The sequence below is a fragment of the Streptomyces sp. H27-C3 genome (genome assembly GCF_030063415.1).
Taxonomy (GTDB): domain Bacteria; phylum Actinomycetota; class Actinomycetes; order Streptomycetales; family Streptomycetaceae; genus Streptomyces.
Genome location: NZ_JASITA010000011.1, coordinates 91,372 through 114,679, shown reverse-complemented (window position 1 = coordinate 114,679; position 23,308 = coordinate 91,372). Strand labels below are relative to the sequence as shown.

Genomic DNA, 23,308 nt, shown 5'->3' with positions numbered 1-23,308 from the left:
CGTCACCTGCCGCGGCACTAGCTACCGGTACACCTGGCCACGGGTGCGAGAGCGCTGCTCAGAGCTCTCGGCGCATACAGACTCGCGGCCAGCGGTCCAGGCCCAGCTCCGCCTCCTCGGCGCGGATCTTCCGCAGGCCCGGAGTGAGCTCGCGGTCGGGGAGCGTGCGGAAACCGATCCTGGCGTAGTACGGGGCGTTCCACGGGACGTCGGTGAACGTGGTCAGGGTCAGGGCGGTCGCGCTCTCGGCCGCGGCGCGGTCCGCGAGGTGGTCGATCAGGGCGCGGCCCGTGCCGCGGCCGGCGGCGCAGGGGTGGACGGAGACCTGCTCGATGTGGGCCGCCGCGTCCACGGCGTCGTGGATCAGATACGCGACGGGCCGCTCCCCGGCGTCCGCCGCGACCCAGGCGTGGCCCGCCCGCAGGTAGCGGGCCAGCAGGTCCAGCGCCGGGGGCTCGTCGTCGGCTATCTCGGCCATGCCCAGAGCGCGGAACGGCTCGCCCGCCGCACGCTCGACGGCCTGGAGCAGGGGGAGTTCGGCCAAGGTCGCGGGTCGGATGCGCATGGCGGCAGTATCGCTCAGGCAGTGCCCTACGCGCCCGTGCTGATGAGCTCGTCCGCCGGGCCGTTGACCGGCTGCGGTGTCCCCGTGAGATCCATGACGAAGAGCGGGATGCCCAGCGAGTCCGCTCGGGCCCTGGCGTCGTCGGCGTACCCGGCGAGCGAGAAGAAGACGCTCACCGCCGACGAGCTCAGACCGTTGAGCCACAGGCATTCGACGTCGCGCAGCTTGGCGGGCCGGGTCGTCGGGTCGATCTGCGCGACCAGGCCGGCCCCGCGCAGATCGATGCCGGACGCCGGCCGCTCGGGCGACTGCATGATGTCGCGGAACCCGAGCCACTTCAGATAGAGCGCCGCCGCGGTCACCGCGTCCCGCGCGGTCCTGATCGTCATCGGGCGGAACGTGGGGCGCGGAGGAGCCTCGGTCGGCGGCAAAGGGATGTGGGACGGGTGACCGGCTGCGGGCGGGGATCCTGCCGCCGCGGTGCGCGGCACCGGACGCACCGGAATGCGTAGTACCACCCCGCACGCGCAGCCCAGCTCGGGCTGCGGCCACTGGTCCTGGCGCCCGCAGGACTCGCAGCGGACCGTGACCCAGGCGTCGGTCCAGGTGCGGTGCGTGATCCGCTCCGGCGCGGCACCCCGGAGCAGGGGAGGCGCGAGCGGGGCGCCACACGCGCAGGGAAATACCGGCGACGTGAACGTGTGATGGCGGCGGCATGCCGGGCAGCGCACCGGCACGTTCTCTCCCATGACCGTCCCCCTCGGACCGTCGGCGCTTATGACTGCGGTACGTGTCCCATCGTCCACCAAGAGCGACGCCTTGGGGAGGGACTTCGACCATTGGCCGCCCTTGACGGTTGCACGGCCCGCCTCTAGATTACTTCCATATAGCAGAACTAAACTTCCGCATTATGGAAATGACGCTCACCGGTCCACAGCGGTGGGGTCGTTCCGACAGGCCGAAGCAGGAGTACCCAATGCCTCGTATGACCGCCGCCCGAGCGGCTGTTGAGATCCTCAAGCTCGAAGGCGTGACGGCCGCGTTCGGTGTGCCCGGCGCGGCGATCAACCCCTTCTACAAGGCCCTCGAAGCGGGCGGCGGTATCGACCACACGCTGGCCCGCCACGTCGAGGGCGCCTCCCACATGGCCGAGGGGTACACCCGCACCAAGGCCGGCAATATCGGTGTGTGCATCGGTACGTCGGGACCGGCCGGCACCGACATGATCACCGGGCTCTACTCCGCGATCGGCGACTCGATCCCGATCCTGTGCATCACTGGCCAGGCCCCGGTCGCGGTCCTCCACAAGGAGGACTTCCAGGCCGTCGACATCGCCTCGATCGCGAAGCCGGTCACCAAGATGGCGACCACCGTCCTGGAGGCCGCGCAGGTCCCCGGCGTCTTCCAGCAGGCGTTCCACCTGATGCGCTCGGGCCGTCCGGGCCCGGTCCTCATCGACCTGCCGATCGACGTCCAGCTGACCGAGATCGAGTTCGACCCGGAGACGTACGCGCCGCTGCCCGTCTACAAGCCGGCCGCGACCCGCGCCCAGATCGAGAAGGCGATCACCTTCCTGCTCGAGTCCGAGCGCCCGCTGATCGTCGCCGGTGGCGGCATCATCAACGCGGACGCCTCCGACCTGCTGGTCGAGTTCGCCGAGATCACCAACACGCCCGTCGTGCCGACCCTGATGGGCTGGGGCACCATTCCGGACGACCACGACCTGAACGCGGGCATGGTCGGCCAGCAGACCTCGCACCGCTACGGCAACGCGACGTTCCTGGAGTCGGACTTCGTCCTGGGCATCGGCAATCGCTGGGCCAACCGCCACACCGGCTACAAGCTCGACGTCTATACCAAGGACCGCAAGTTCGTCCACGTCGACATCGAGCCCACCCAGATCGGCAAGATCTTCGCCCCGGACTACGGCATCGCCTCCGATGCCAAGGCCGCTCTTGAGCTCTTCGTCGAGGTCGCCAAGGAGCTCAAGGCCGCGGGCAAGCTGCCCGACCGGTCCGCGTGGGTCGCCTCGCACCTGGAGCGCAAGTCCACGCTCCAGCGCCGCACGCACTTCGACAACGTGCCGCTGAAGCCGCAGCGCGTGTACGAGGAGATGAACAAGGCTTTCGGCCCGGAGACGCGTTACGTCACCACCATCGGCCTCTCCCAGATCGCCGGCGCGCAGATGCTGCACGTCTACCGGCCGCGCCACTGGATCAACTGCGGCCAGGCGGGCCCGCTCGGCTGGACCATCCCGGCCGCGCTCGGTGCCGCCACCGCCGACCCCGAGACGCCCGTCGTCGCGCTCTCCGGTGACTACGACTTCCAGTTCATGATCGAGGAGCTGGCGGTCGGCGCGCAGCACAAGATCCCGTACGTCCACGTTCTCGTGAACAACGCCTACCTCGGTCTGATCCGTCAGGCGCAGGCCGGCCTGGACATCAACTTCCAGGTCAACCTGGAGTTCGAGAACATCAACTCCCCGGAGCTGGGCGTCTACGGCGTCGACCACGTCAAGGTTGTCGAGGGTCTCGGCTGCAAGGCCATCCGCGTCACTGAGCCCGACCAACTGCTGCCCGCCTTCGAGGAGGCCAAGAAGCTGGCCGCCGAGTTCCGGGTCCCGGTCGTCGTCGAGGCGATCCTGGAGCGGGTCACCAACATCTCCATGAGCCCGACGGCCGATATCAGCGCCGTCAAGGAGTGGGAGGACCTCGCCACGGAGCCGGGCCACGCGCCCACGGCGATCCGTCCGCTCGTCTGACGCTCGCACCCCGCACGACCCGCACCTACTGAAGGGGCGGCCCGCCACCACGGCGGGCCGCCCCTTCGGCGTGCGCGTGCCCCTGCCGGGTGCTGGGCGCCGGGTGAGGGCCTTCGCACGCCTGCCGGGTGCTGGGAGGGCCTCGGCGCGCCGGCACTGCTGACCTGTGCGACCACGGCGGGCCGGTGGTGGCGTGTGGAGCGTGCGCAGCCGGACGCCGATCCCGGTGTGGTGTCCCGAGTGCCTTGTGCGGGGTGCGCGGGGCTTGGACGGGAGAGCAGGGCGCGTGGACCCGAGCACGTAGGAGCACGTACGCGCCCGGGAACGCGAAAGTGCGCGGAGTACGAAACGATCCGTACTCCGCGCACTTTCACGGAAGTTGAAGCCGCCCGACGGCACGAGGCTGGCGCGACAGGACATTCGCGCCGCCGGGCGGGTCTATGGGGTGCGGTCGAGACCGCGGTTGGTGCGGCGGGCCGAAATACCGGCCCGCTCGGGTCGCCGGGCGGAGTCCGGCGCATCGCCCTGAAGCCCGCCTAGCGGTGCGAGGGTCGCACCGGGGAGGGGGAGGGCGGAGTCCGGCGCATCGTCCCGAAGCCCGCCTAGCGGTGCGAGGGTCGCACCGGGGAGGGGGAGGGCGGAGTCCGGCGCATCGTCCCGAAGCCCGCCTAGCGGTGCGAGGGTCGCACGGGGAAGGTGGGTAGGGGTCGGTCCGGGACCGCGGCGGTGGGCGATGAACTGCCGGTCTGCTCTGCTCTCAGGTCGAGCAGGGCAGATACCGGAAGCCTTGACCACCGCACTGGCTCGCTCGCCGCCGCGGTTCCCAGTCCTGTCCGTATCGCCGGCCACCCCTCATTCGGGTCGGCGGTACGGACGGCGCGTGGAAGATGACCTCCCGTCAGCTTCCGCGCGCGGTCTGTGGGTTGTTCGCCCGTGCTAGTGCCGCGACGGGGCCGATGTTGCCTGGCGCGGCACTAGTCCTCGCGCAGGGCGCGGACCGCTTCCTGGACGCGCTTGCCGTACTCCTGGTCGGCCGCGTGGAAGTGGGCGAGGTTCTTCTCGATCACGTCGTCGCGGGTGACCTGCGAGAGGCCGCCTGCGATGTTGGCGATCAGGCGGGACTTCTCCTCGTCCGACATCAGCCGGTAGAGCTCGCCCGCCTGGAAGAAGTCGTCGTCCTTGACGTGGACGGCGTTCTCGTGGGTGCCGGTCCAGCCGGACAACGCGAGGGGGGCGGAGAGCGCCTGGTCCGTCTGGGCCGGGCCCTCGTAGGAGTTGGGCTCGTAGTTCTTGTCGTGCCGCCTGCCGTAGCGGGTCGACATGACGCCGTCGCGGCCGTAGTTGTCGGCCTTGGTCGCCTTGGGCGCGTTCACCGGCAGCTGGGTGTGGTTCACACCGAGGCGGTAGCGGTGGGCGTCCGCGTAGGCGAAGAGCCGGCCCTGGAGCATCTTGTCCGGGGACGGGCCGATGCCGGGCACGAAGTTGTTCGGCGAGAACGCGGCCTGCTCGACCTCGGCGAACACGTTGTCCGGGTTCCGGTCGAGGACCAGCCGGCCGACCCGCTGGAGCGGGTAGTCCGCGTGCGGCCAGACCTTCGTCACATCGAACGGGTTGAAGCGGTACTCAGCGGCCTCGGCGGCCGGCATGACCTGGACGTGCAGGGTCCAGGACGGGTTGACGCCGCGCTCGATGGCCTGGAGCAGGTCTGTCTGGTGCGAGTTGGCGTCCGAGCCGGCCAGCTCGGCGCCCTGCTCGGAGGACAGGCAGCGGATGCCCTGGTTCGTCTTGAAGTGGTACTTGACGAAGAAGGCCTCGCCCTCGGCGTTCGTCCACTGGTAGGTGTGCGAGCCGAAGCCGTTCATGTGGCGGTACGAGGCGGGGATGCCGCGGTCGCCCATCAGCCAGGTGATCTGGTGCGTGGACTGCGGCGAGTGCGCCCAGAAGTCCCAGACGTTGTCCGGTTCCTGCTTGCCCGTGAAGGGGTCGCGCTTCTGGGAGTGGATGAAGTCGGGGAACTTGACCGGGTCGTTGAGGAAGAACACCGGGGTGTTGTTCCCGACGAGGTCGTAATTGCCCTCTTCGGTGTAGAACTTCAGCGCGAAACCGCGCGGGTCGCGGACCGCGTCCGCGCCACCGAGGTTGTCGGCGACGGTCGAGAAGCGGATGAACGTCTCGGTCCGCTTGCCGACCTCGCCGAGGAAGTTCGCGCGGGTGAAGCCGGTGACGTCGTCGGTGACCTCGAAGTAGCCGTACGCGCCGGATCCGCGCGCGTGGACCACGCGCTCCGGGATGCGCTCACGGTTGAACCGGGCGAGCTTCTCAAGGAGGTGCTGGTCCTGGAGGAGGAGCGGGCCACCGAGACCGGCGGAGGCGGAATTCTGGTTGTCGGCGACCGGGGCGCCGGATTCGGTCGTGAGCACACGCTTCGACATGGGGACCTTCCGTGCGGGAGCTGCTGACGGAAGACGTTTCCGTCATGTGGAGCGTAAGTACGGGCAGAACGTAGCGTCAACAGTTTGTTGAAATCAAGAGTCTGGGTCCGGGCGGCGGCAGCGCCTGGGCGCGACAGGACAGGTGTCAGCGCTGCCGCAGCCCGGAGTTCAGGGGGTCGGGTCAGCTCTTGAGGGGCTGACCCGAAAGGCGCTCGACGCCACGGAGCAGGGCGGAGTGGTCCAGGCCACCGTCACCCTGGGCGCGCAGCGAGGAGACGAGCTGGGCGACGACCGCGCCGACGGGCAGGGCGGCACCGACATTGCGGGCGGCGTCGGTGACGATGCCCATGTCCTTGTGGTGCAGGTCGATCCGGAAGCCCGGGGCGAAGTCCCGCTTGAGGAAGTTGTCCTTCTTGCGTGTCAGTACGGTGGAGCCGGCCAGGCCGCCGTTGAGGACGTCGAGCGCGGCGGCGAGGTCCACGCCGGACTTCTCCAGGAAGACCACGGCCTCGGCGCACGCCTGGATGTTGACCGCGACGATCAGCTGGTTGGCGGCCTTGACCGTCTGGCCGGAGCCGTGCGGGCCGCACAGGACGATGGTCTTGCCCAGCACGTCGAGCACCGGCTTGGCGGCGTCGAAGTCGGCCTTCTCGCCACCGACCATGATCGACAGTACGGCCTCGATCGCGCCGGCCTCGCCACCGGAGACCGGGGCGTCCAGGACGCGCAGGCCCTTCTCGGCGCCCGCCTTGCCCAGGTCGACGGAGGTCTGCGGGGTGATCGAGGACATGTCGATCAGGAGGGCGCCCTTCCTGACGTTCTCCAGGATGCCGTTCTCGCCGTACGCGATGGCCTCGACCTGCGGGGAGGCGGGCACCATCGTGATGACGACGTCGGCGTCCTTGACGGCCTCGGCGATCGAGCTCGCGCCCTTGCCGCCGGCCGCGACCAGACGGTCGATCTTGGGCTGCTCAAGGGTGAAGCCGGTGACGTCGTAACCCGCCTTCAGCAGGTTCTCGGCCATGGGGGAGCCCATGATGCCGAGGCCGATGAAGCCGATCTTGGGAAGGGTGCTCATGAGGGTGCCTCTTTCGGAAAAAAGTCTTGCGTACGTCAGGAGTGGGCCGTCAGGCGCCGGCGGCGCGCAGCGGGGCCGGCAGCCACTCGAAGGCGCTTGCGCTCGGCCGGTCGCCGGGCTTGTACTCGAGGCCGACCCAGCCGTCGTAGCCCGCCTTCTTGAGGCGGTCGAGCAGGTCGGCGAGGTCGAGGCCGCCGGTGCCGGGAGCGCCGCGGCCCGGGTTGTCGGCGATCTGCACGTGACCGGTCTTGTCGGCGTACTTCTCGATGACCTCGACGAGGTCTTCGCCGTTCATCGACAGGTGGTAGAGGTCGAGCAGGAACTTGGCGTTGCCCAGTCCCGTCGCCGCGTTCACCTTGTCGACGACACCGACACCGGCGGGCGCGCTCACCAGGGGGTAGAGCGGCGACTCCGGCTTGTTCAGGGTCTCGATCAGCAGGATCGCGCCGACGCGGTCGGCGGCGCGGGCGGCGAGAACCAGGTTCTCCAGGGCCAGCTGGTCCTGGACCGCCGGGTCGACGCCGTCCACGCGGTTGCCGTAGAGCGCGTTGAGCGCCTTGCAGCCGACCGAGGCGGCGAAGTCCGCCGCGACGTCGATGTTCGCGCGGAAGCGGTCCGACTCCTCGCCCGGCACGGAAACCGCGCCGCGGTCGGGGCCTGGCAGCTGTCCGGCGTAGAAGTTCAGGCCCACCAGCTGGGTGCCTGCCTCGTCGAGCGCCTTCTTGAGAGCGTCGAGCTCGGCCTGGTCAGGGGTGGGAGTCTCGATCCAGGGCCACCACAGCTCGACCGCCGTGAAGCCCGCCGCGGCCGCGGCCGCGGGACGCTCAAGGAGCGGGAGTTCCGTGAAGAGGATGGAGAGGTTCACATCGAAGCGCTGGTCGGTGCGCTTCTCGGAAAAAAGAGAGGCCATGAGAGTTTGACGCTCCTTCCGTATCGCGGAAGTTGTTTTCTGCTTGATGGAAGGTTGCCCGGAATCCAGGAGAGCTGTCAAGGGGGGCTGCCGGTTTTCGTGCCTCGCGCAGTAGGTTGAGCGCGTGCGATTGAGAGTGGAGTTCACGACCGAGCCGTTCGACCTCGACGATGCGCCGCCGCATGCGCTGGCCGCCCGCGAGGTCATCCAGGTGGCCGAACTGGACGCGGTGGATGTCGGCCCGTTCGGGAACACCGCGGAGGGCGGCGCGGACGCGGTGCTGACCGCGGTCGACGCGCTGCTGCGCAGGTCGCTGGCCGAGGGCGCCACCCGGGTCTCGTTGCAGGTCAATGTGATCGGGGAGGGCGGGCAGTGACCGGACTCGGAGACCACCCGCTCTTCACGGCGATAAAGCCGCTCGCCGACGCCATGGGCGCCGAGATCATGGAGCCGGAGCAGGCCCGCGGCGACGACGTGGTGTTGGCCTGGGAGGGCCTGGACGTTCTCGCGGTGCGGCTGCCGCAGCTGTCGGATTCCCTCGATCACATCCTGGCCGCCCTGGAGCGCCGGCACGGCATGCCGCTGTCCGAGCTCGACCGCAGGGCCAAGCAGTCGGTCGTACGAACCCTGGAGGGGCGTGGGGCTTTCTCCGTGCGGCACGGGGTGGAGACGGTGGCGAGCGCCCTGGGGGTCAGCCGCTTCACCGTGTACAACTACCTGAACAGGGAAAACACCCCCAAGAGCGAGTAGCTGCTCGCCGGTCTGGCACCGGTTTGATCGATCATTTCGTGGAACCGTCGTCCTGATGCCCGGGCGGCGGTTTTTGTGTTCGCCGAATTTCAACAAACTGTTGACGTGATGTTGTTGAGAGCGTTAGCTATGCCCAGCCCGTCCAGCACAAGGCCACGGAGGCTCCCGTGACTTCGAGTACGACACCGGGTCTGGCCCGGTTCAACACCTTGCAGGTCGGCGAGGCCACAGCCGCGCTCCACGAGGTATGCGCCAGTTCGGCGTGGGGGAGCGACCTGCTCGCCCGACGCCCCTTCGCCACCGCGGACGCCCTTTTCCTCGCCAGCGACGCCGCCATGGCCGAACTGACCGCGGGGGACCTGGCCGAAGCGATGGCGGGGCATCCGCCGATCGGCCGGCCGAAGCCCGGTGACCCGACCTCCTCCCGCGAGCAGCGGGGGATGGCCGGCGCCTCCGAGGCGCTCAAGGCCGAAATGCTCGAACTGAACCTGGCCTACCAGGACAGGTTCGGACATGTCTTTCTGATCTGCGCCTCCGGTGCGACCGGTGAGCAGATGCGCGACGCGATGCGTGAGCGGATCGGGAACGCGCCCGAGCAGGAGCGGGAAATCGTCCGCACCGAGCTGGGCAAGATCAACCGCATCCGGCTGACCCGCCTCGTAGAACAAGGAGAGTGAAGGTCTTGAGTACCGAGACCACCGCGTCGGTGTCCACGCACATCCTGGACACCAGCATCGGACGCCCCGCAGCGGGCGTCGCCATCACCCTCACCGCCCGCAGCGGCGGTGCGGCGCAGTGGACGGCGCTCGGCGGGTCGAAGACCGACGCGGACGGGCGCTGCAAGGACTTGCCGACCCTGCCGGAAGGCACCACCCACGTACGGCTCGACTTCGAGACCGAGTCGTACTTCATCGACGACCGCAGCACAGACCAGCAAGCCGAGGCCAAGCAGGACGCCCCCCGCGTAAGGGACAGCGGTGCGTTTTTCCCGGAGGTGGCGATCACGTTCGCCGTCACACCGGGCGAGCACTATCACGTACCGCTGCTGCTCAACCCGTTCGGCTACTCCGTATACCGAGGGAGCTAGCAGACATGCCCACGATTCTTGGCCAGAACCAGTACGGCAAGGCAGAGAACCGCGTCGTCAAGATCACGCGGGACGGCGACACCCACCACATCAAGGACCTGAACGTCTCCGTCGCCCTCTCCGGCGACATGGACGACGTCCACTACTCGGGCTCCAACGCGAACGTCCTGCCCACGGACACCACCAAGAACACGGTGTACGCCTTCGCGAAGGAGCACGGCATCGAGTCGGCCGAGCAGTTCGGCATCCACCTGGCGCGGCACTTCGTGAGCAGCCAGGAGCCGATCAAGGTCGCCCGCATCCGGATCCAGGAGTACTCCTGGGAGCGGATAGCCACCGCCGACAACAACTCCCGCTTCATCGGCTCGGACGAGGTCAGGCACTCCTTCGCCCGCAAGGGCCAGGAGCTGCGCACCACGCAGATCACCTACGACGGTGAGAAGTGGGAGATCATCTCCGGCCTGAAGGACCTCACGGTCATGAACTCCACCAGCTCGGAGTTCTGGGGCTACGTCAAGGACAAGTACACGACCCTCAAGGAGGCGTACGACCGCGTCCTGTGCACCGACGTCTCCGCGGCCTGGCGCTACAACTGGACCGACGACGCGGACCGGATGCCCAACTGGGAGCGTTCGTACGAGCAGGCCAAGAAGCACATCCTGCAGGCCTTCGCCGAGACGTACTCCCTCTCGCTCCAGCAGACCCTGTACCAAATGGGTTCGCGGGTCATCAACAGCCGCAGCGAGATCGACGAGATCCGCTTCTCGCTGCCGAACAACCATCACTTCCTGGTCGACCTGGAGCCCTTCGGGCTCAAGAACGACAACGAGGTCTACTTCGCGGCGGACCGCCCGTACGGCCTGATCGAGGCCACCGTCCTGCGCGACGGCGTCGAGCCCCGCATCCCGGTCGACATGACCAACCTCTGACCCATGGCTGAGTACGGCCCCGCCGGTCCATCACCGGCGGGCGCCGTACCGGACCGAAATCCGTTTCCCTCATTTCGGCACCCGGAGCAGCTCATCGGCGGCAGTACTGTCAGCTGCCACGCCGGGCTCCGGCACTCAAAATCCCGTGGCCCTGCCGTGCCCGAACCGCCACAGAGAGAACGAGGAAGCACCATGGCAGCACCGGCAGCCCATGACAGCGCGGTCAGCGCGGTCGAGCGCATCGTCATCGAGAACTGCGCGATCGCCACCGTCGACGCCAACGACACCGAGTACGCCTCGGGTTATGTCGTAGTCGCCGACAACAGGATCGAATCGATCGGCGCGGGACAGGCCCCCAAGGGTCTGGAAGGGGTCGTACGCCGCATCGACGGCACCGGCCACCTGGTCACGCCCGGCCTCATCAACACGCACCACCACTTCTACCAGTGGATCACCCGCGGTCTCGCGACCGACCACAACCTCTTCAACTGGCTGACCGCGCTCTACCCGACCTGGGCGCGCATCGACGAGCCCATGGCGTACGCCGCCGCACAGGGCTCGCTGGCCATGATGGCCCGTGGCGGTGTCACCACCGCGATGGACCACCACTACGTCTTCCCGAAGGGCTCCGGCGACCTGTCGAGCGCCATCGTCCGCGCCGCTTCCGAGACGGGCGTACGGTTCACCCTCGCCCGTGGCTCCATGGACCGCGGCACGTCGGACGGCGGCCTCCCGCCGGACTTCGCCGTCGAGACCCTCGAAGGCGCACTCGCCGCCACCGAGGCGACCATCGACCAGCACCACGACGCCTCATTCGACGCGATGACCCAGATCGCCGTCGCCCCCTGCTCACCGTTCTCGGTCACCACCGAACTGATGAGGCAGGGCGCGGAGCTGGCCCGCCGCAAGGGCGTACGCCTGCACACCCACGGCAGCGAGACCGTCGAGGAGGAGCAGTTCTGCAAGGAACTCTTCGGCATGGGCCCGACCGACTACTTCGAGTCGACCGGCTGGCTCGGTGAGGACGTGTGGATGGCGCACTGCGTCCACATGAACGACTCCGACATCGCAGCCTTCGCCCGCACGGGCACCGGCGTCGCCCACTGCCCGTCCTCCAACGCGCGCCTCGCCGCCGGCATCGCCCGGGTCCCGGACATGCTGAAGGCAGGCGTCCCGGTCGGCCTCGGCGTGGACGGCACCGCCTCCAACGAGTCGGGCGAGCTGCACACCGAACTGCGCAACGCCCTGCTCATCAACCGCCTCGGCCCGCACCGCGAGGCAGCGCTCAACGCCCGCCAGGCGCTGCGCCTCGGCACGTACGGCGGCGCCCAGGTACTCGGCCGCGCGAGCCAGATCGGCTCGCTCGAAGCCGGCAAGCTCGCCGACCTGGTGATGTGGAAGATCGACGGAATCGGCCACTCCACCATTGCCGACCCGGTCACCGCCATCGTCTTCGGCGCTGCCGCCCCGGTCACCCTCTCCCTCGTCAACGGCAAGCCCGTCGTCGAGGACACCCGCCTGATCACGGTGGACGAGGACGCCATCGCCCGCTCCGCGCGCGGCGAGGCACAGCGACTCGCGCGGAGCGCCGCGCAGGCCTGACCAACGCCGGGCCGTGTCACCAGACCGGCCGATCGGGGGGGACGGCCCCCGGTCGGCGGCCGTGGACCCGAGCGGGGTTCACGGTGGCCGATTCCGGGAGGCGCGTACGTGAGCGTGCGCGCCCCTCGGGACCGGTGAGTACCCCGTCCAGTCCAACTGCCCTGCCCAGACCGCCACTTGCCCCCAATGTGCGGGCTGGTCCGAACCACCCGAACAGTCAAAACACCCGCATCACCGAACCGCCCGCATCACCCGCACGACTCGCAGCAGCTGCACACCTGCACCACGCCCCACTCCGCACCACCTCCATGACATCCATGTCCCCGCAGACGTGTAACCGACCGGAGGAACCGCTGTGGCCGTCAAGCCCAGGTTTCGCAAAGACGCAGTCGCCGCCGATGAGAAGCACCCGGTCGACGAGACGTTGCCCCCACTCAAGATGTTCACCACCGGCCTCCAGCATGTCGCCGCGATGTACGCCGGCGTGGTGGCCCCGCCCATGATCATTGGCCCTGCCGTCGGTCTCGACGCCAAGGAGACCGCCTTCCTGATGGGGGCGAGCCTCTTCACGGCAGGCATAGCCACACTTCTCCAGACGCTCGGCTTCTGGAAGATCGGCGCCAAGCTGCCCTTCGTCAACGGCGTCTCCTTCGCCGGAGTGACCCCGATGATCGCCATCGGCAAGGGGCAGGGCGACGACGCCCTGCCGATCATCTTCGGGGCGGTGATCGTGGCCGGCGTGATCGGCTTCGTACTCGCCCCGTACTTCTGCAAGTTGGTGCGTTTCTTCCCGCCGGTCGTCACCGGCACCGTCATCACGCTGATCGGCGTCTCCCTGCTGCCGGTCGCCTTCAACTGGTCGCAGGGCGGCAACGCCAAGGCGCCCGACTACGGTTCGATGACGAACATCGGGATGGCCGCGCTCACCCTCGTGATCGTCCTCGCGTTGCGCAAGCTGCTGCGCGGTTTCCTCCGGCAGATCGCGATCCTGCTCGGACTCGTGGCGGGAACGCTCATCGCCATCCCGGTGGGTATCACCAACTTCGACGCCATCAAGAGCGCCGAAGTCGTCGGTTTCCCGACGCCGTTCCACTTCGGCGCACCGCAGTTCGAGATCGCCGCGATCATCTCGATGTGCATCGTGATGCTGGTCTGCATGACCGAGTCAACCGCCGACATGCTCGCGCTCGGCAAAATCGTCGGTCGCCCGGCGGACGAGAAGGTCATCGAGGGCGGCCTGCGTGCCGACACCCTGGGCAGCGCCATCAGCCCCCTCTTCAACGGCTTCATGGCCAGCGCCTTCGCCCAGAACGTCGGCCTGGTCGCCATGACGAAGGTGCGCAGCCGGTACGTCGTCGCCACCGGCGGCGGCATCCTGATTCTGCTGGGCCTGTGCCCGGTCGCCGCCTCCGTCATCGCGCTGGTCCCGCTGCCGGTGTTGGGTGGCGCCGGCATCGTGCTCTTCGGCACGGTCGCCGCGAGCGGCATCCAGACGCTGGCCACGGCCGCGCTGGAGAAGGGCGAGAACACGCTGATCGTGGCGGCCTCGGTCGGTGTCGGCCTCATCCCGATCGCAGCCCCGGGCTTCTACCACGCCTTCCCCGAGGACATGCTGGTGGTGCTCGACTCGGGCATCAGCACCGGGTGTGTGGTGGCCATCGCGCTCAACCTGGCCTTCAACCACTTTGGCAAGCAGGAGAGTTCGGACGAGGACGAGGGCAGCGCCGGGGGCGGGGAGATCACCAAGCCTGAGATCCCCGACCAGATCCCGGCCACGACGCACTGAACGGCCGAACGAACGGCATGGGGAAGGGGCGGCGGTCCGTCCGGACCGCCGCCCCTTCCCCATGCTCACGTCGCCGGTCAGCCCGACGCGCGCGGTACGACGGCGGCCAGCACCCGGGGCAAGGGATACCAGTTGGCCGAGACGATGCTCGCGTGCCGCCCCGCCAGCAGGGAGAGCCGTTCGAGGGCCTGCGCCTCGGTCGGGTTCGTACCGTCGATCGCCGGGGCCACGTTGTGGGCGTCCGTCATGATCAGGAAGTACCGGTTGCGGGCGTACCAGCCGGTGTCGATGGAGCCGCCCGTGTACGCGGACGCGTCGCCGTCGAAGATCACGAACCAGGGCCTGATGCTCGCATCCGCGTACCGTGCCCGCGGGTCACCGCCCTCGGCGCGGTGCACGGCGGGGAACGCCGCCGCCTCCCCGAGCCGGCCCGCCGCCGCGAGATCACGCAGATGGGTGGCGTACTCCCGGTCGGTCCACAGGGTGTCGGCGGGGTTGCCCTCCTCGACGGTCCCGGGGATCAGCTCCAGCACGAACCGCCCCGCCAGGGCGGACCGCGCGGGCCAACCGTCGGCCCGTACCGCGTTGTCGAGCGTCCCATGGCCGCCGGCCAGGTCCGCCGGCCGGTACAGCGCGTCGCCGAGCGTCTCGCCCACCAGGGCGTCGAGTTGGGCGGCGCCGCGCCCGTTCTTCTCCTGGAACCCGTCCTTCAGCTCGACCTTGAGCACCACGGGACGGTGGCCGGGGTGGGCGTCGTGCCACGCCTTGATGTCCGCGAGGCAGCCGCCCAGGTTGGGGTGCCGGTAAGAACGGTGTCACCAGCCGCAAACGGCGGTGATCTTGTCTGGCGTCCCTCGTGCGGGTGAGCGCGAGGCCGTAGGACTGCAGTTGGTGAGGCTTGGCGGGGACGATCAGTGATCGTGACCCGTACGCCGTTGGACCTGGATGAGCTCGTCGAGCACTGGACGCTTTTGAAGGACGAGCAGGACCTTGTGTCCGGCAAGCGTGGTGCGACGCGGTTGGGCTTCGCGGTGCTGCTGAAGTTCTATACGCAGTACGGCCGGTTTCCCCGGGGCCGGGTCGAGCTGCCGGGCGAGGTGGTGGAGTTCGTCGCCCGGCAGGTGCAGGTACCCGCGTCTGAGCTGGGGATGTACGAGTGGACCGGCCGGACGATCGAGTACCACCGTGCGCAGGTCCGGGAGCACCTGGGTTTCCGTGAGTGCAGTGTGGCGGACGCGGACAAGCTGACCGCCTGGCTCGCGGAGCACGTCGCGTGCAAGGAGCGGCGGCCGGAGCAGGTACGGGTGGAACTGCTGGTGCGGTGTCGCGCGGAGTGTATTGAGCCGCCCACGCCGGGACGCTGCGACCGGATCGTGGGTGCCGCACTGCGGGCGGCCGAGGAGATGCTGACGACGCGGATCTCGGCGCGGCTGACGGTGGAGAGCGTCGAGCGGATCGTGGCCCTGGTCGCCGGCGCCGATCAGGAAGACGACGCTGTACCCGGTGAGGATGGCGCGGGTGAGGGCGAGGACGGTCCGCCGGTGCTGGGGAAGATCAAGGAGGCTCCGGGCAATGTGAGCCTGGAGACGATGCTCGCCGAGATCGACAAACTGCTGGCGGTCCGCGCGATCGGGCTGCCGCCGGACCTGTTCGCCGACGTCGCGGTGAAGGTGGTGGCCGGATGGCGGGCGCGGGCTGCGGTGGAGTCGCCCTCTCATCTGCGGACGCACCAGGTGGCGCTGCGGGTGACGCTGCTGGCCGCGCTGTTGCACGAGCGGGAGCGGGAGATCACGGACACGCTTGTTGGGCTGCTGATCTCCACGGTGCGCCGGATCGGGGCGCGGGCGGAGAGGAAGGTCACCGAGCAGCTGGTCAACGCGTTCAAGAAGGTGTCGGGTAAGGAGAACATCCTCTTCAAGCTGGCCGAGGCGTCGCTCGGTGCGCCGGAGGGCACGGTCCGGACGGTCGTTTTCCCGGCGGTGTCCGGGGGTGAGCAGACGCTGCGGGAGCTGGTGCACGAGTTCAAGACCCGCGGGCCGGTCTACCGGCGCACGGTTCAGACCACGTTGAAGGCGTCGTACACCAACCACTACCGGCGCGGGCTGATCAAGCTGCTGGACGTGCTGGAGTTCCGTTCCAGCAACCACACCCACCGGCCGGTCATCGAGGCCCTGTCGCTGGTGGCCCGGTACGCGAGCGCTGGGAACACGACGTACTACCCGCTGGGCGAGACGGTGCCGGTCCACAAGGCGATGGGCGGGGACTGGGCGGAGGTGGTGCACCGCGCCGACAAGCGCGGCCGGCGCCGGGTGGTGCGCATGGTCTACGAGGTCGTCGCCCTCCAGGCTCTGCGGGATCAGCTCAAGTGCAAGGAGATCTGGGTGGTCGGCGCCGACAAGTGGCGCAACCCGGACGAGGACCTGCCTCAGGACTTCGAGACCCGGCGGGCGGAGAATTACCGGGAACTCCGCAAGCCGCTGGATGCCGCGGTGTTCGTCGACGAGCTGCGCGAGCAGATGGCGGCCGAGCTGACGCTGCTGAACGATGGGATGCCCAAGCTGTCCTGGCTGGACATCGCCGAGCGCAAGTCCGGGGCGATCCGGCTGACCCCGGCCGAAGCTCAGCCGGAACCGCGGAATCTGCGCAGGATCAAGGGAGAGGTACAGCGGCGGTGGGGCATCGTGCCGCTCGTCGACATGCTGAAGGAAGCGGTGCTGCGGACCGGCTGCCTGGACGCTGTCGCCTCCGTCTCCGGCGGCGGCAGCCTCTCACCGGAGGTCCTGGCCGAGCGCCTGCTGCTGGTCATCTACGCGTACGGCACGAACACCGGGATCAAGGCCGTGGCATCCGGCGGTCACGGTCACACCGAGGACGAGCTGCGCTATGTACGGCGCCGGTACCTGTCCGCCGAGGCCGCCCGCGCGATCGCTGTCCAGATCGCGAACGCCACCTTCGCCGCCCGCAGCACCGAGCTTTGGGGCCACGGCTCGACCGCGGTCGCCTCCGACTCCACCCATGTCCGTGCCTACGACCAGAATCTGTTCACCGAGTGGCACTCGCGCTACGGCGGCCGGGGGGTGCTCATCTACTGGCACGTGGAGAAGAAATCCCTGGCCATCCATTCCCAGCTGATCAACTGCACCGCCTCCGAGGTCGCCGCGATGATCGAAGGCGCCATGCGGCACGGCACCACCATGGACGTCGAAGTCAACTACACGGACTCGCACGGCCAGTCGGAAATCGGGTTTGGCATCACGAGGCTGCTGAACTTCGACCTGCTGCCCAGGATCAAGCGGATCAACAAGGTGAAGCTGTACCGGCCGGTTGCCGGCGAGGCGGACGCCTACCCGCGGCTCACCCCGGCGCTGACCCGCCCGATCCGCTGGGAGCTCATCACCCAGCAGTACGACCAGATGATCAAGTACGCCACCGCGATCCGCACGCGTACGGCCTCCACCGAGGCGATCCTGCGCCGTTTCACCCGCAACGCCTCCCACCTCACCTACGCGGCGATGCTGGAGGTCGGCCGCGCCCAGAAGACCATCTTCGTCGCCCGCTACCTGCGGCTGCGGGACCTCCAGCGGGAGATCGAGGAGGGCCTGAACGTGATGGAGTCCTCCAACGGCGCGAACTCGGTGATCGCCTACGGCAAGGGCGGGGAAATCGCCTCCAACCGGCGCGACGAGCAGGAGATGTTCGTTCTGTGCCTTCGGATCCTGCAATCTGCCCTGGTCTACGTGAACACCCTGATGCTCCAGGACGTCCTGGACGAGCCGGAGTGGGCCGACCTGCTCACCCCTGCCGACCGGCGCGGCCTGACCCCGCTGTTCTGGTCCCACGTACGCCCTTACGGGGAGGTGAACCTCGACATGGCCGCCCGGCTCAACCTCGCCGCGGTCACGGTGCCAGGCCCCCGAAGAACGGGCGGCGGGAAGCCAGCCGAGGAGCCTGCGGACGCGTGAGCTTGGGCAGTGCTTCCCTCATGCGAGCACTGCCTCCGGGTCCGCAGATCAGCGCTGGCGGGCGGAGAGCGCCATTCCGATGACGAGCTGTGCGGCAGCCGTTACGAGCAGCGAGGCCATCGGCAGGGTCCAGCCGCCGGAGGCGCTGCGCAGCAGGCCGAGGGTGAAGGGGCCGAGAGCGGCGACCAGGTATCCGAGGGACTGGGACAGGCTGGACAGGGCGGTGGTCTCGGCGGGGCTGCTTCCGCTGCTGCCGATTACGGCCAGTACCAGGGGGAAGGAGCACAGCCCCAGCCCGACCAGTACGGCCCAGACGACAGGCAGGGCCACTGGGGCGACGAGGAGTCCGGTGAATCCGGCGAGCATGGCCGCCGAGATCGTCATGAAGGCGGGCCGTAGGCGGCCCGGCGCGCGTGCGAAGGCGAGCACCAGGAAGGTCGCCGGGATCCCAACGGCCTGGGACACCGCGAGGATGCCGCCCGCGCCGCTGTCCGACATGCCCTGCTTGGACAGCATCGTGGGCAGCCAGCCGATGATGGCATAGCAGTTTAGCGCCTGGAGTGCGAAGTACGCGGTCACCAGCGCCCCGAGCCGGGTGCGCGCCATCGCCCACGGCGATACATACGTCTCGCATGCGTCCGAGGCCGACGCGGACCGAGCCGCGGGAGCCCGTACGAACGCCCATACCAGCGTGGCGAGCAGCGCGGGCAGTGCCCACACGGCCAGCCCCAGCGAGGGAGAGCCCGCCCACGCGGCCAGTGGTACGGCCACAGCCGCGCCCAGCGTCGAACCGAGCGCCATCACGGTCGTGTACACGCCAGTGAGTAGTGCGACCTTGGCCGGAAAGTGGGCCCGGAGCAGAGTCGGCAGCAGGACGTTGCACAGTGCGAGGCCGGACATGGCCAGGACGGTTCCGCCAAGCAGCGCCCAGGTGGCAGGGATGCCTCGGAGCGTGAGCCCGGCCGTGAGCGCCGCGAGCGCGAGCAGGACGGTCCGCTCGGCCCCGAGCCGTCCGACGATGCGGCCGGTGAAGAAGCCGGCGGCGGCGAAGCTCAGGGTCGGCAGGGCGGGCATTGCGGCGACGGCGGCCGAGCCGAAGCCGAGGTCGGTCCGCAGGGCGTCGAGCAGCGCGGAGGCGCTGCTGATCCCGAGGCGGAGGTTGAGCGCGATGAGCACCACGCCCGCTCCGGCGAGCCAGGCGGCACGGGTGCGGCCGAGGGGCCTGCTGGGGACGAAGGCGGTCTCGATCATGACTCAAACATTAGACGTCTAATGTTTAGACGTCAAACCATTTGATGTATGATGCCGGTATGAGTCTGGAACCGGTGCGCCGCCCCACACTGTCCGCCGAGGTGCTCGGCACGCTCCGTCGGCAGATCACGGCCGGCGAGTGGCCCGTGGGTACCCGAATCCCGCCGGAACCCGAGCTGACGCGTCAGCTCGGGGTCGCCCGCGGCACCCTCCGTGAAGCCGTCCGCGCCCTCGCCCACGCTGGCCTCCTAGAAGTCCGCCAGGGCGACGGCACATATGTGCGGGCAACCAGCGAGCTCTCCAGCGCGGTCCAGCGCCTCTACGCGGACCGGGCCTCCACCGAACTCCTTGATGTCCGCGCCGCCCTGGAAGGCAAGGCCGCCCACCTCGCTGCCACCCGCGCGACCGATGAGGACCTCGCCGCGCTGACCGCGGCGCTGGAGCGCCGCGCCGAAGCCTGGACGGCCAGGGACTTCGAAGGATGGGTCACCGCCGACTGGGAGTTTCACACTCATGTCGTCGACGCCTCGGGCAACGCACTGCTCGCCGAGCTGTACCGCAATCTCGCCGAACCGCTGCGCGCTTCGATGTCCGGATTCTGGGAGCTGCCCGGATTCGACGGAGCGGACCCCGCCGGCCACGAGGACCTGGTGGCCGCCTTGCGCGGCCACGACCCAGCCGCAGCCGCCCTCCAGGCCGACGCCAACATCAACGCCACGGCCGAATGGCACAGCTCCGTAGGCTGAACGATTCCGACGAGCGGACCCCTCCCCGCCGGTGGGCCAGGACCGCGCGCCAGGATTGATCTTGCTCACCTATCGACCGATTGTTGAGCAAGATCGGTTGGCGGGGATTCGGGGTCGGATCAGCTCCGGATCATGCACAAGAAACGGTGTCAGAAAGCCTCTGTGCTCAAAAAGTCGGGCAGCACCGTTTTCTGTACGATCTGGCGGATGCAGCAGCCTCCGGACGACGACACCGCCGACCTCCTCGCCCCCATTCCGGCCGTACGGACCGGCGATCTTGTGGGATACGCACGCGTGTCCACCAAGGGTCAGCTGCTCGACCGGCAGATCCGCGCTCTCACCGATGCCGGATGCGCCCGGATCTTCGCGGACAAGAAGTCCGGCAAGAACGCCGAGCGCGAGGAACTGTGGAAAGCCCTCGACTACCTGCGCCCCGGCGACACCCTTGTCGTCCCGTCGCTGGACCGGCTCGGCCGTTCCATCCAGGACCTCATCGCGATCGTGTCCGGCCTGCGCAAGCGCGACATCGGCTTCACCTCACTCCACGAGGCACTCGACACCACCACGCCGGGCGGCCGCCTGGTCTTCCACGTCTTCGCCGCCCTAAGGGCTGTCCCGTAATCCCTGGTGGATCAGCGCACGGCGTCAGATGCGGTGCATCGCAAGGCGGAGGGACGTTCGCATACTGGACGTATTCGGGCGTTCCGACAACGCGGCGAGGTGCCGTAGCTGTCGTCGTGCGCCTGCCAGGGATTGCGGGACAGCCCTTAGCGGAGTTCATCCGCGAACTCATCGTGCAGGGCACCAACGAGGGCCTGGACGCCGCCCGCGCCCGCGGCGCCGGCCTCGGACGACCGTCGGCCATGACACCCGAACAGGTCCGTCACGCCCGCGACCTGCTCACCCGCCCCGAGAACACCGTGACCTCGATCGCAAAGCTGCTCGGCGTCTCCCGCAACACCATCTACAACTACCTGCCCGAACTGAAGGGCGGTCGCCTCGCCCTCGCTGAGGTGACCAGCACGACCGAACTACCCCGGCTTGCCCAGCCGAAGGACTGATCACCACCGTTTGCGGCTGGTGACAGCGTTCTTACCGGCACCCCAGGTTCTGGTTGCGGGGCTTGGTGCGCAGCTGGCCCGCGTTCGCCGCGTTCTCGCAGTTGTTGTCGTTGCCGAACGGATCGCTGTGCGAGACACGCCAGTTGCTGCCGAAGGCGTTCGTCCAGACATCCAACTCCAGCATCGCGGCGCCGGAGTCCAACGCGTCCGCGAAGTACGGGTACTTCGCCTTCTCGTACGCGTTGTGCACTCCGACGCCGGTGGTGGCCGAGTAGGCCGGTTGGGGTGGGTCGGCCGCGCTGGCGTCGGCCGGGGCCAGCGCCACTGCCAGGAGTCCTGCTGCCAGAGCTGTCACCGATCTGCGCCATACCGCTCTCATACATCCTCGCCCTCGTCCGCGTGACCAGTGGTTCAACTGCGAAGCACGCTACGAGAGTTGGGCGAATTACAGGAGTACGGAAACTGGACTGCCCGGTGACGGTGGCGGTGACGTCAGCCGATGCGGAAGCTGTCGCCGTACACCTTCCAGCGCAGCGGCCTCTCCAGCCCCAGCTTTCCCTCCCGCAGGAAGATCCGCTGGGCCGACTCGATGCGGCTGGTGTCGGAGTGGGACGGCTCCCAGTCGATGGCCGCCACCCGGACGTCGAGGAATGCCGCCAAGTACGTCTTCTCGTCACCGCCCCGCGACGGCGGCTCGGCCTTCGCCATGGCCCTGTCGCGCATGGTGCGGAAGCCGACCGTGCCCTTGGTGTCGCCCAGGCCGTGCATCACGTGGGCGTCGAAGTAGATGAACTGGCCCAGCGCGCCGAGCCCGTCCCGCTCTGCCTGGGCGAGCGCCGGATCGAAGTAGGCCCGGTCCCGCTCGGCGTCCTGGGCCGCGCGGAACTCCGGGTCCCCGGCGGCCCGCGCCCAGGCCTCGGTGAACGGCCTGCCGAGCCCCTGGTGGGAGTCGCCGCCCCCGGCCGCGCGCAGCGCCCCGGTGAACGGCTCCAGCGGGTTGCCGGGCCGCGCCCGTGTGTAGCGCTCGACGACCTTCAGCATGTCGCCGCAGCCCGAGCAGAAGCCGATGACCCCGCCGGTGTAGCCGCGGCCGTCGTCGATGTCCTCGATGTACTTGTACTGCGCCTTCCAGTCCAGCGAGGAGTTCTCCGCGCTGGAGACGATCTGCATGGCGATGTCCTTCAGCACCGGATCGTCGAGCCCGGCCGCGGACCCGGCTCCGGACCCGGCATCGGATCCGGCCGAGGACTCATTGGCCCCGTTCGACCCGTCCGGCGGCGGCGGGCTGCAGGCGGTCAGGGGCAGCAGGGCGAACGCGAGCGTCACAATCAGCAGACGACCGGCGGAACGACCGGCGGACCGGGTCGTCGCACGATCGCCGGAACGGGTGGTCGCACGGGCAGCGGAACGGGTGGTCGGACGGGCAGTCGGCTTCACCCGACGACCCTTTCACGGGGCCCCGGTCCCCGCGCGGTCCAGGTGCCCCGTCCAGGGCTGTAGCGTCGGGGTATGGGTATGGGTGATCTCTCTGTAGTGGATGTCGGCGATGTACGGCTGGCCTATCGGACCTGGGGCGATTCGTTCGGGACGCCGATCGTGCTGCTGCACGGGCTCGGCTCCTCTTCGGCGAGCTGGGAAGAGGCCGGGCAGGCGCTCGGCGAGGAATGGCGGGTCTACGCGATCGACCTGCGCGGGCACGGCGAGAGCGACTGGCCCGACGAGTACTCCGTCGAGCTGATGCGCGACGACGTCTACGGCTTCCTCGACGAGCTGGAGCTGGTGGACCGGGTCGGCGTGGTCGGCCACGGCATGGGCGGCGTCGTCGCCTACCTGCTCGCCCAGGAGCACGCGGACCGTGTGGAGCGGCTCGTGATGGAGGAGACCCCGCCGCCGTTCCCCGCCGAGACGCCGCAGGCGCCGGTCGTGCACCCCGATGCGCCCATCGACTACGACTGGCCCGTCGTGCCGGCCATCACGAAGCAGCTCGCCGACCCCGACCCGCAGTGGCTCGAAGGGCTCAACGAGATCGTCGCGCCGAGCCTGATCATCACGGGCGGCCCGGACAGCTCGATGTCAGCGGACCGGATCGCCGAGATGGCCGTCCTGATCCCGGACTGCCACTCGGTCACGATCTCCGCCGGTCACCACGTGCACGAGAACCACCCCCGCGAGTTCGCCCAGCAGGTCAGCGAGTTTCTCAGCAGCTGACGCGGCGGTTCCGACGCGGTCACCTCGCCCCTGTTCGAAGATGCGCCGGTACGCCCCCTGTGATCCATTGAGCGAGAAATCCTCAAGGGCGCCCCCAGGGGCGTACGGACGAACTGCAGGGATCGCGATGGATCTGGGATCCAGGGTCGACACACTGATGGACGGGCTCCGCGCGGATCT

Annotated in this window: 20 protein-coding genes and 2 pseudogenes; 13 read left to right on the top strand and 9 right to left on the bottom strand. The window is 68.9% G+C overall.

The window, feature by feature from the left end; genetic code table 11:
* Window positions 1-58: 58 nt before the first annotated feature.
* Window positions 59-565, bottom strand: coding sequence for a GNAT family N-acetyltransferase (locus QMK30_RS13385; protein WP_283517897.1), 507 nt, complete (start codon window positions 563-565; stop codon window positions 59-61).
* 26 nt (window positions 566-591) lie between these two features.
* Window positions 592-1,314 (bottom strand): hypothetical protein, encoded by a 723-nt coding sequence (locus QMK30_RS13380; RefSeq protein ID WP_283517896.1) that lies wholly within the window; start codon window positions 1,312-1,314, stop codon window positions 592-594.
* A 227-nt stretch (window positions 1,315-1,541) separates the two neighbouring features.
* On the opposite strand from QMK30_RS13380, the gene gcl reads away from it, so the two are divergent.
* Entirely contained in the window at window positions 1,542-3,326 is a 1,785-nt protein-coding gene (gene gcl, locus QMK30_RS13375) for a glyoxylate carboligase (protein ID WP_283517895.1), read from the top strand.
* Window positions 3,327-4,300: 974 nt separating this feature from the next.
* Here gcl and QMK30_RS13370 read toward each other — a convergent pair.
* The 3 genes from QMK30_RS13370 to QMK30_RS13360 form a co-directional block, all read right to left on the bottom strand.
* A complete protein-coding gene (locus QMK30_RS13370; protein WP_283517894.1) occupies window positions 4,301-5,758 on the bottom strand; it encodes a catalase in 1,458 nt (485 codons plus the stop codon).
* 181 nt (window positions 5,759-5,939) lie between these two features.
* Entirely contained in the window at window positions 5,940-6,836 is an 897-nt protein-coding gene (locus QMK30_RS13365; protein WP_283517893.1) for a 2-hydroxy-3-oxopropionate reductase, read from the bottom strand.
* A 49-nt stretch (window positions 6,837-6,885) separates the two neighbouring features.
* Window positions 6,886-7,746 carry a TIM barrel protein gene (locus QMK30_RS13360; protein WP_283517891.1) on the bottom strand — a complete coding sequence of 287 codons (861 nt, stop codon included), beginning with the start codon at window positions 7,744-7,746 and terminating at the stop codon, window positions 6,886-6,888.
* Between the two features lie 124 nt (window positions 7,747-7,870).
* Here QMK30_RS13360 and QMK30_RS13355 point away from each other — a divergent pair, with 124 nt between their 5' ends.
* From QMK30_RS13355 to QMK30_RS13325, 7 genes are all read left to right on the top strand, one after another.
* Entirely contained in the window at window positions 7,871-8,122 is a 252-nt protein-coding gene (locus QMK30_RS13355) for a hypothetical protein (protein WP_283517889.1), read from the top strand.
* Window positions 8,119-8,496: a helix-turn-helix domain-containing protein gene (locus QMK30_RS13350; RefSeq protein WP_283517888.1), complete on the top strand. Its 378-nt coding sequence runs from the start codon at window positions 8,119-8,121 to the stop codon at window positions 8,494-8,496. The genes QMK30_RS13355 and QMK30_RS13350 overlap by 4 nt, the downstream gene beginning before the upstream one ends.
* A 167-nt stretch (window positions 8,497-8,663) precedes the next feature.
* Window positions 8,664-9,173 carry a 2-oxo-4-hydroxy-4-carboxy-5-ureidoimidazoline decarboxylase gene (uraD, locus tag QMK30_RS13345; RefSeq protein ID WP_283517886.1) on the top strand — a complete coding sequence of 170 codons (510 nt, stop codon included), beginning with the start codon at window positions 8,664-8,666 and terminating at the stop codon, window positions 9,171-9,173.
* Between the two features lie 5 nt (window positions 9,174-9,178).
* Window positions 9,179-9,583, top strand: a complete 405-nt coding sequence (gene uraH, locus QMK30_RS13340; protein ID WP_283517885.1) for a hydroxyisourate hydrolase — start codon at window positions 9,179-9,181, stop codon at window positions 9,581-9,583.
* Between the two features lie 5 nt (window positions 9,584-9,588).
* Window positions 9,589-10,512, top strand: a complete 924-nt coding sequence (gene pucL / locus QMK30_RS13335; protein WP_283517883.1) for a factor-independent urate hydroxylase — start codon at window positions 9,589-9,591, stop codon at window positions 10,510-10,512.
* Window positions 10,513-10,704: 192 nt separating this feature from the next.
* A complete protein-coding gene (locus QMK30_RS13330) occupies window positions 10,705-12,114 on the top strand; it encodes an 8-oxoguanine deaminase (RefSeq protein ID WP_283517882.1) in 1,410 nt (469 codons plus the stop codon).
* Between the two features lie 355 nt (window positions 12,115-12,469).
* On the top strand, window positions 12,470-13,900 hold the full coding sequence (locus QMK30_RS13325; protein WP_283517881.1) for a nucleobase:cation symporter-2 family protein: 1,431 nt from the start codon (window positions 12,470-12,472) through the stop codon (window positions 13,898-13,900).
* 77 nt (window positions 13,901-13,977) lie between these two features.
* Here the strand turns inward: QMK30_RS13325 and QMK30_RS13320 are convergent.
* Window positions 13,978-14,703 (bottom strand): annotated as a pseudogene (locus QMK30_RS13320) (phosphatidylinositol-specific phospholipase C domain-containing protein); the annotation flags it as partial.
* A gap of 117 nt (window positions 14,704-14,820) precedes the next feature.
* On the opposite strand from QMK30_RS13320, the gene QMK30_RS13315 reads away from it, so the two are divergent.
* Window positions 14,821-17,862 carry a Tn3 family transposase gene (locus QMK30_RS13315; RefSeq protein ID WP_283517880.1) on the top strand — a complete coding sequence of 1,014 codons (3,042 nt, stop codon included), beginning with the start codon at window positions 14,821-14,823 and terminating at the stop codon, window positions 17,860-17,862.
* 48 nt (window positions 17,863-17,910) lie between these two features.
* Here the strand turns inward: QMK30_RS13315 and QMK30_RS13310 are convergent, their stop codons facing one another.
* Window positions 17,911-19,113, bottom strand: a complete 1,203-nt coding sequence (locus QMK30_RS13310) for an MFS transporter (RefSeq protein ID WP_283517878.1) — start codon at window positions 19,111-19,113, stop codon at window positions 17,911-17,913.
* A gap of 59 nt (window positions 19,114-19,172) precedes the next feature.
* Between QMK30_RS13310 and QMK30_RS13305 the strand changes: the two genes are divergently transcribed.
* The 3 genes from QMK30_RS13305 to QMK30_RS13295 all read left to right on the top strand — a co-directional run bounded on the left by QMK30_RS13305 (window position 19,173) and on the right by QMK30_RS13295 (window position 20,920).
* Complete coding sequence (locus tag QMK30_RS13305; protein ID WP_283517877.1) at window positions 19,173-19,859, top strand: FadR/GntR family transcriptional regulator; 687 nt, start codon at window positions 19,173-19,175, stop codon at window positions 19,857-19,859.
* A 207-nt stretch (window positions 19,860-20,066) separates the two neighbouring features.
* Window positions 20,067-20,480 carry a recombinase family protein gene (locus QMK30_RS13300; protein ID WP_283517875.1) on the top strand — a complete coding sequence of 138 codons (414 nt, stop codon included), beginning with the start codon at window positions 20,067-20,069 and terminating at the stop codon, window positions 20,478-20,480.
* A 116-nt stretch (window positions 20,481-20,596) separates the two neighbouring features.
* Window positions 20,597-20,920: a helix-turn-helix domain-containing protein gene (locus QMK30_RS13295; RefSeq protein ID WP_283517874.1), complete on the top strand. Its 324-nt coding sequence runs from the start codon at window positions 20,597-20,599 to the stop codon at window positions 20,918-20,920.
* Between the two features lie 37 nt (window positions 20,921-20,957).
* Here the strand turns inward: QMK30_RS13295 and QMK30_RS13290 are convergent.
* Together QMK30_RS13290 and QMK30_RS13285 are read right to left on the bottom strand one after the other, a co-directional pair.
* Window positions 20,958-21,299: pseudogene (locus QMK30_RS13290) on the bottom strand (hypothetical protein); the annotation flags it as partial.
* Between the two features lie 113 nt (window positions 21,300-21,412).
* Window positions 21,413-22,255 carry a chitosanase gene (locus tag QMK30_RS13285; protein WP_502963134.1) on the bottom strand — a complete coding sequence of 281 codons (843 nt, stop codon included), beginning with the start codon at window positions 22,253-22,255 and terminating at the stop codon, window positions 21,413-21,415.
* A 180-nt stretch (window positions 22,256-22,435) separates the two neighbouring features.
* Here QMK30_RS13285 and QMK30_RS13280 point away from each other — a divergent pair, with 180 nt between their 5' ends.
* The gene (locus QMK30_RS13280; protein WP_283518015.1) at window positions 22,436-23,128 is read left to right on the top strand and encodes an alpha/beta fold hydrolase; all 693 of its coding nucleotides are present in this window, start codon (window positions 22,436-22,438) and stop codon (window positions 23,126-23,128) included.
* Window positions 23,129-23,308 lie beyond the last annotated feature (180 nt).

What these genes read in the sequence shown, in the direction of transcription:
- QMK30_RS13385 (WP_283517897.1), bottom strand. Translation starts at nt 565, where the DNA reads ATGCGCATCCGACCCGCGACCTTGGCCGAACTCCCCCTGCTCCAGGCC.
- QMK30_RS13380 (WP_283517896.1), bottom strand. Translation starts at nt 1,314, where the DNA reads ATGGGAGAGAACGTGCCGGTGCGCTGCCCGGCATGCCGCCGCCATCAC.
- gcl (WP_283517895.1), top strand. Translation starts at nt 1,542, where the DNA reads ATGCCTCGTATGACCGCCGCCCGAGCGGCTGTTGAGATCCTCAAGCTC.
- QMK30_RS13370 (WP_283517894.1), bottom strand. Translation starts at nt 5,758, where the DNA reads ATGTCGAAGCGTGTGCTCACGACCGAATCCGGCGCCCCGGTCGCCGAC.
- QMK30_RS13365 (WP_283517893.1), bottom strand. Translation starts at nt 6,836, where the DNA reads ATGAGCACCCTTCCCAAGATCGGCTTCATCGGCCTCGGCATCATGGGC.
- QMK30_RS13360 (WP_283517891.1), bottom strand. Translation starts at nt 7,746, where the DNA reads ATGGCCTCTCTTTTTTCCGAGAAGCGCACCGACCAGCGCTTCGATGTG.
- pucL (WP_283517883.1), top strand. Translation starts at nt 9,589, where the DNA reads ATGCCCACGATTCTTGGCCAGAACCAGTACGGCAAGGCAGAGAACCGC.
- QMK30_RS13330 (WP_283517882.1), top strand. Translation starts at nt 10,705, where the DNA reads ATGGCAGCACCGGCAGCCCATGACAGCGCGGTCAGCGCGGTCGAGCGC.
- QMK30_RS13310 (WP_283517878.1), bottom strand. Translation starts at nt 19,113, where the DNA reads ATGATCGAGACCGCCTTCGTCCCCAGCAGGCCCCTCGGCCGCACCCGT.
- QMK30_RS13305 (WP_283517877.1), top strand. Translation starts at nt 19,173, where the DNA reads ATGAGTCTGGAACCGGTGCGCCGCCCCACACTGTCCGCCGAGGTGCTC.
- QMK30_RS13300 (WP_283517875.1), top strand. Translation starts at nt 20,067, where the DNA reads ATGCAGCAGCCTCCGGACGACGACACCGCCGACCTCCTCGCCCCCATT.
- QMK30_RS13280 (WP_283518015.1), top strand. Translation starts at nt 22,436, where the DNA reads ATGGGTGATCTCTCTGTAGTGGATGTCGGCGATGTACGGCTGGCCTAT.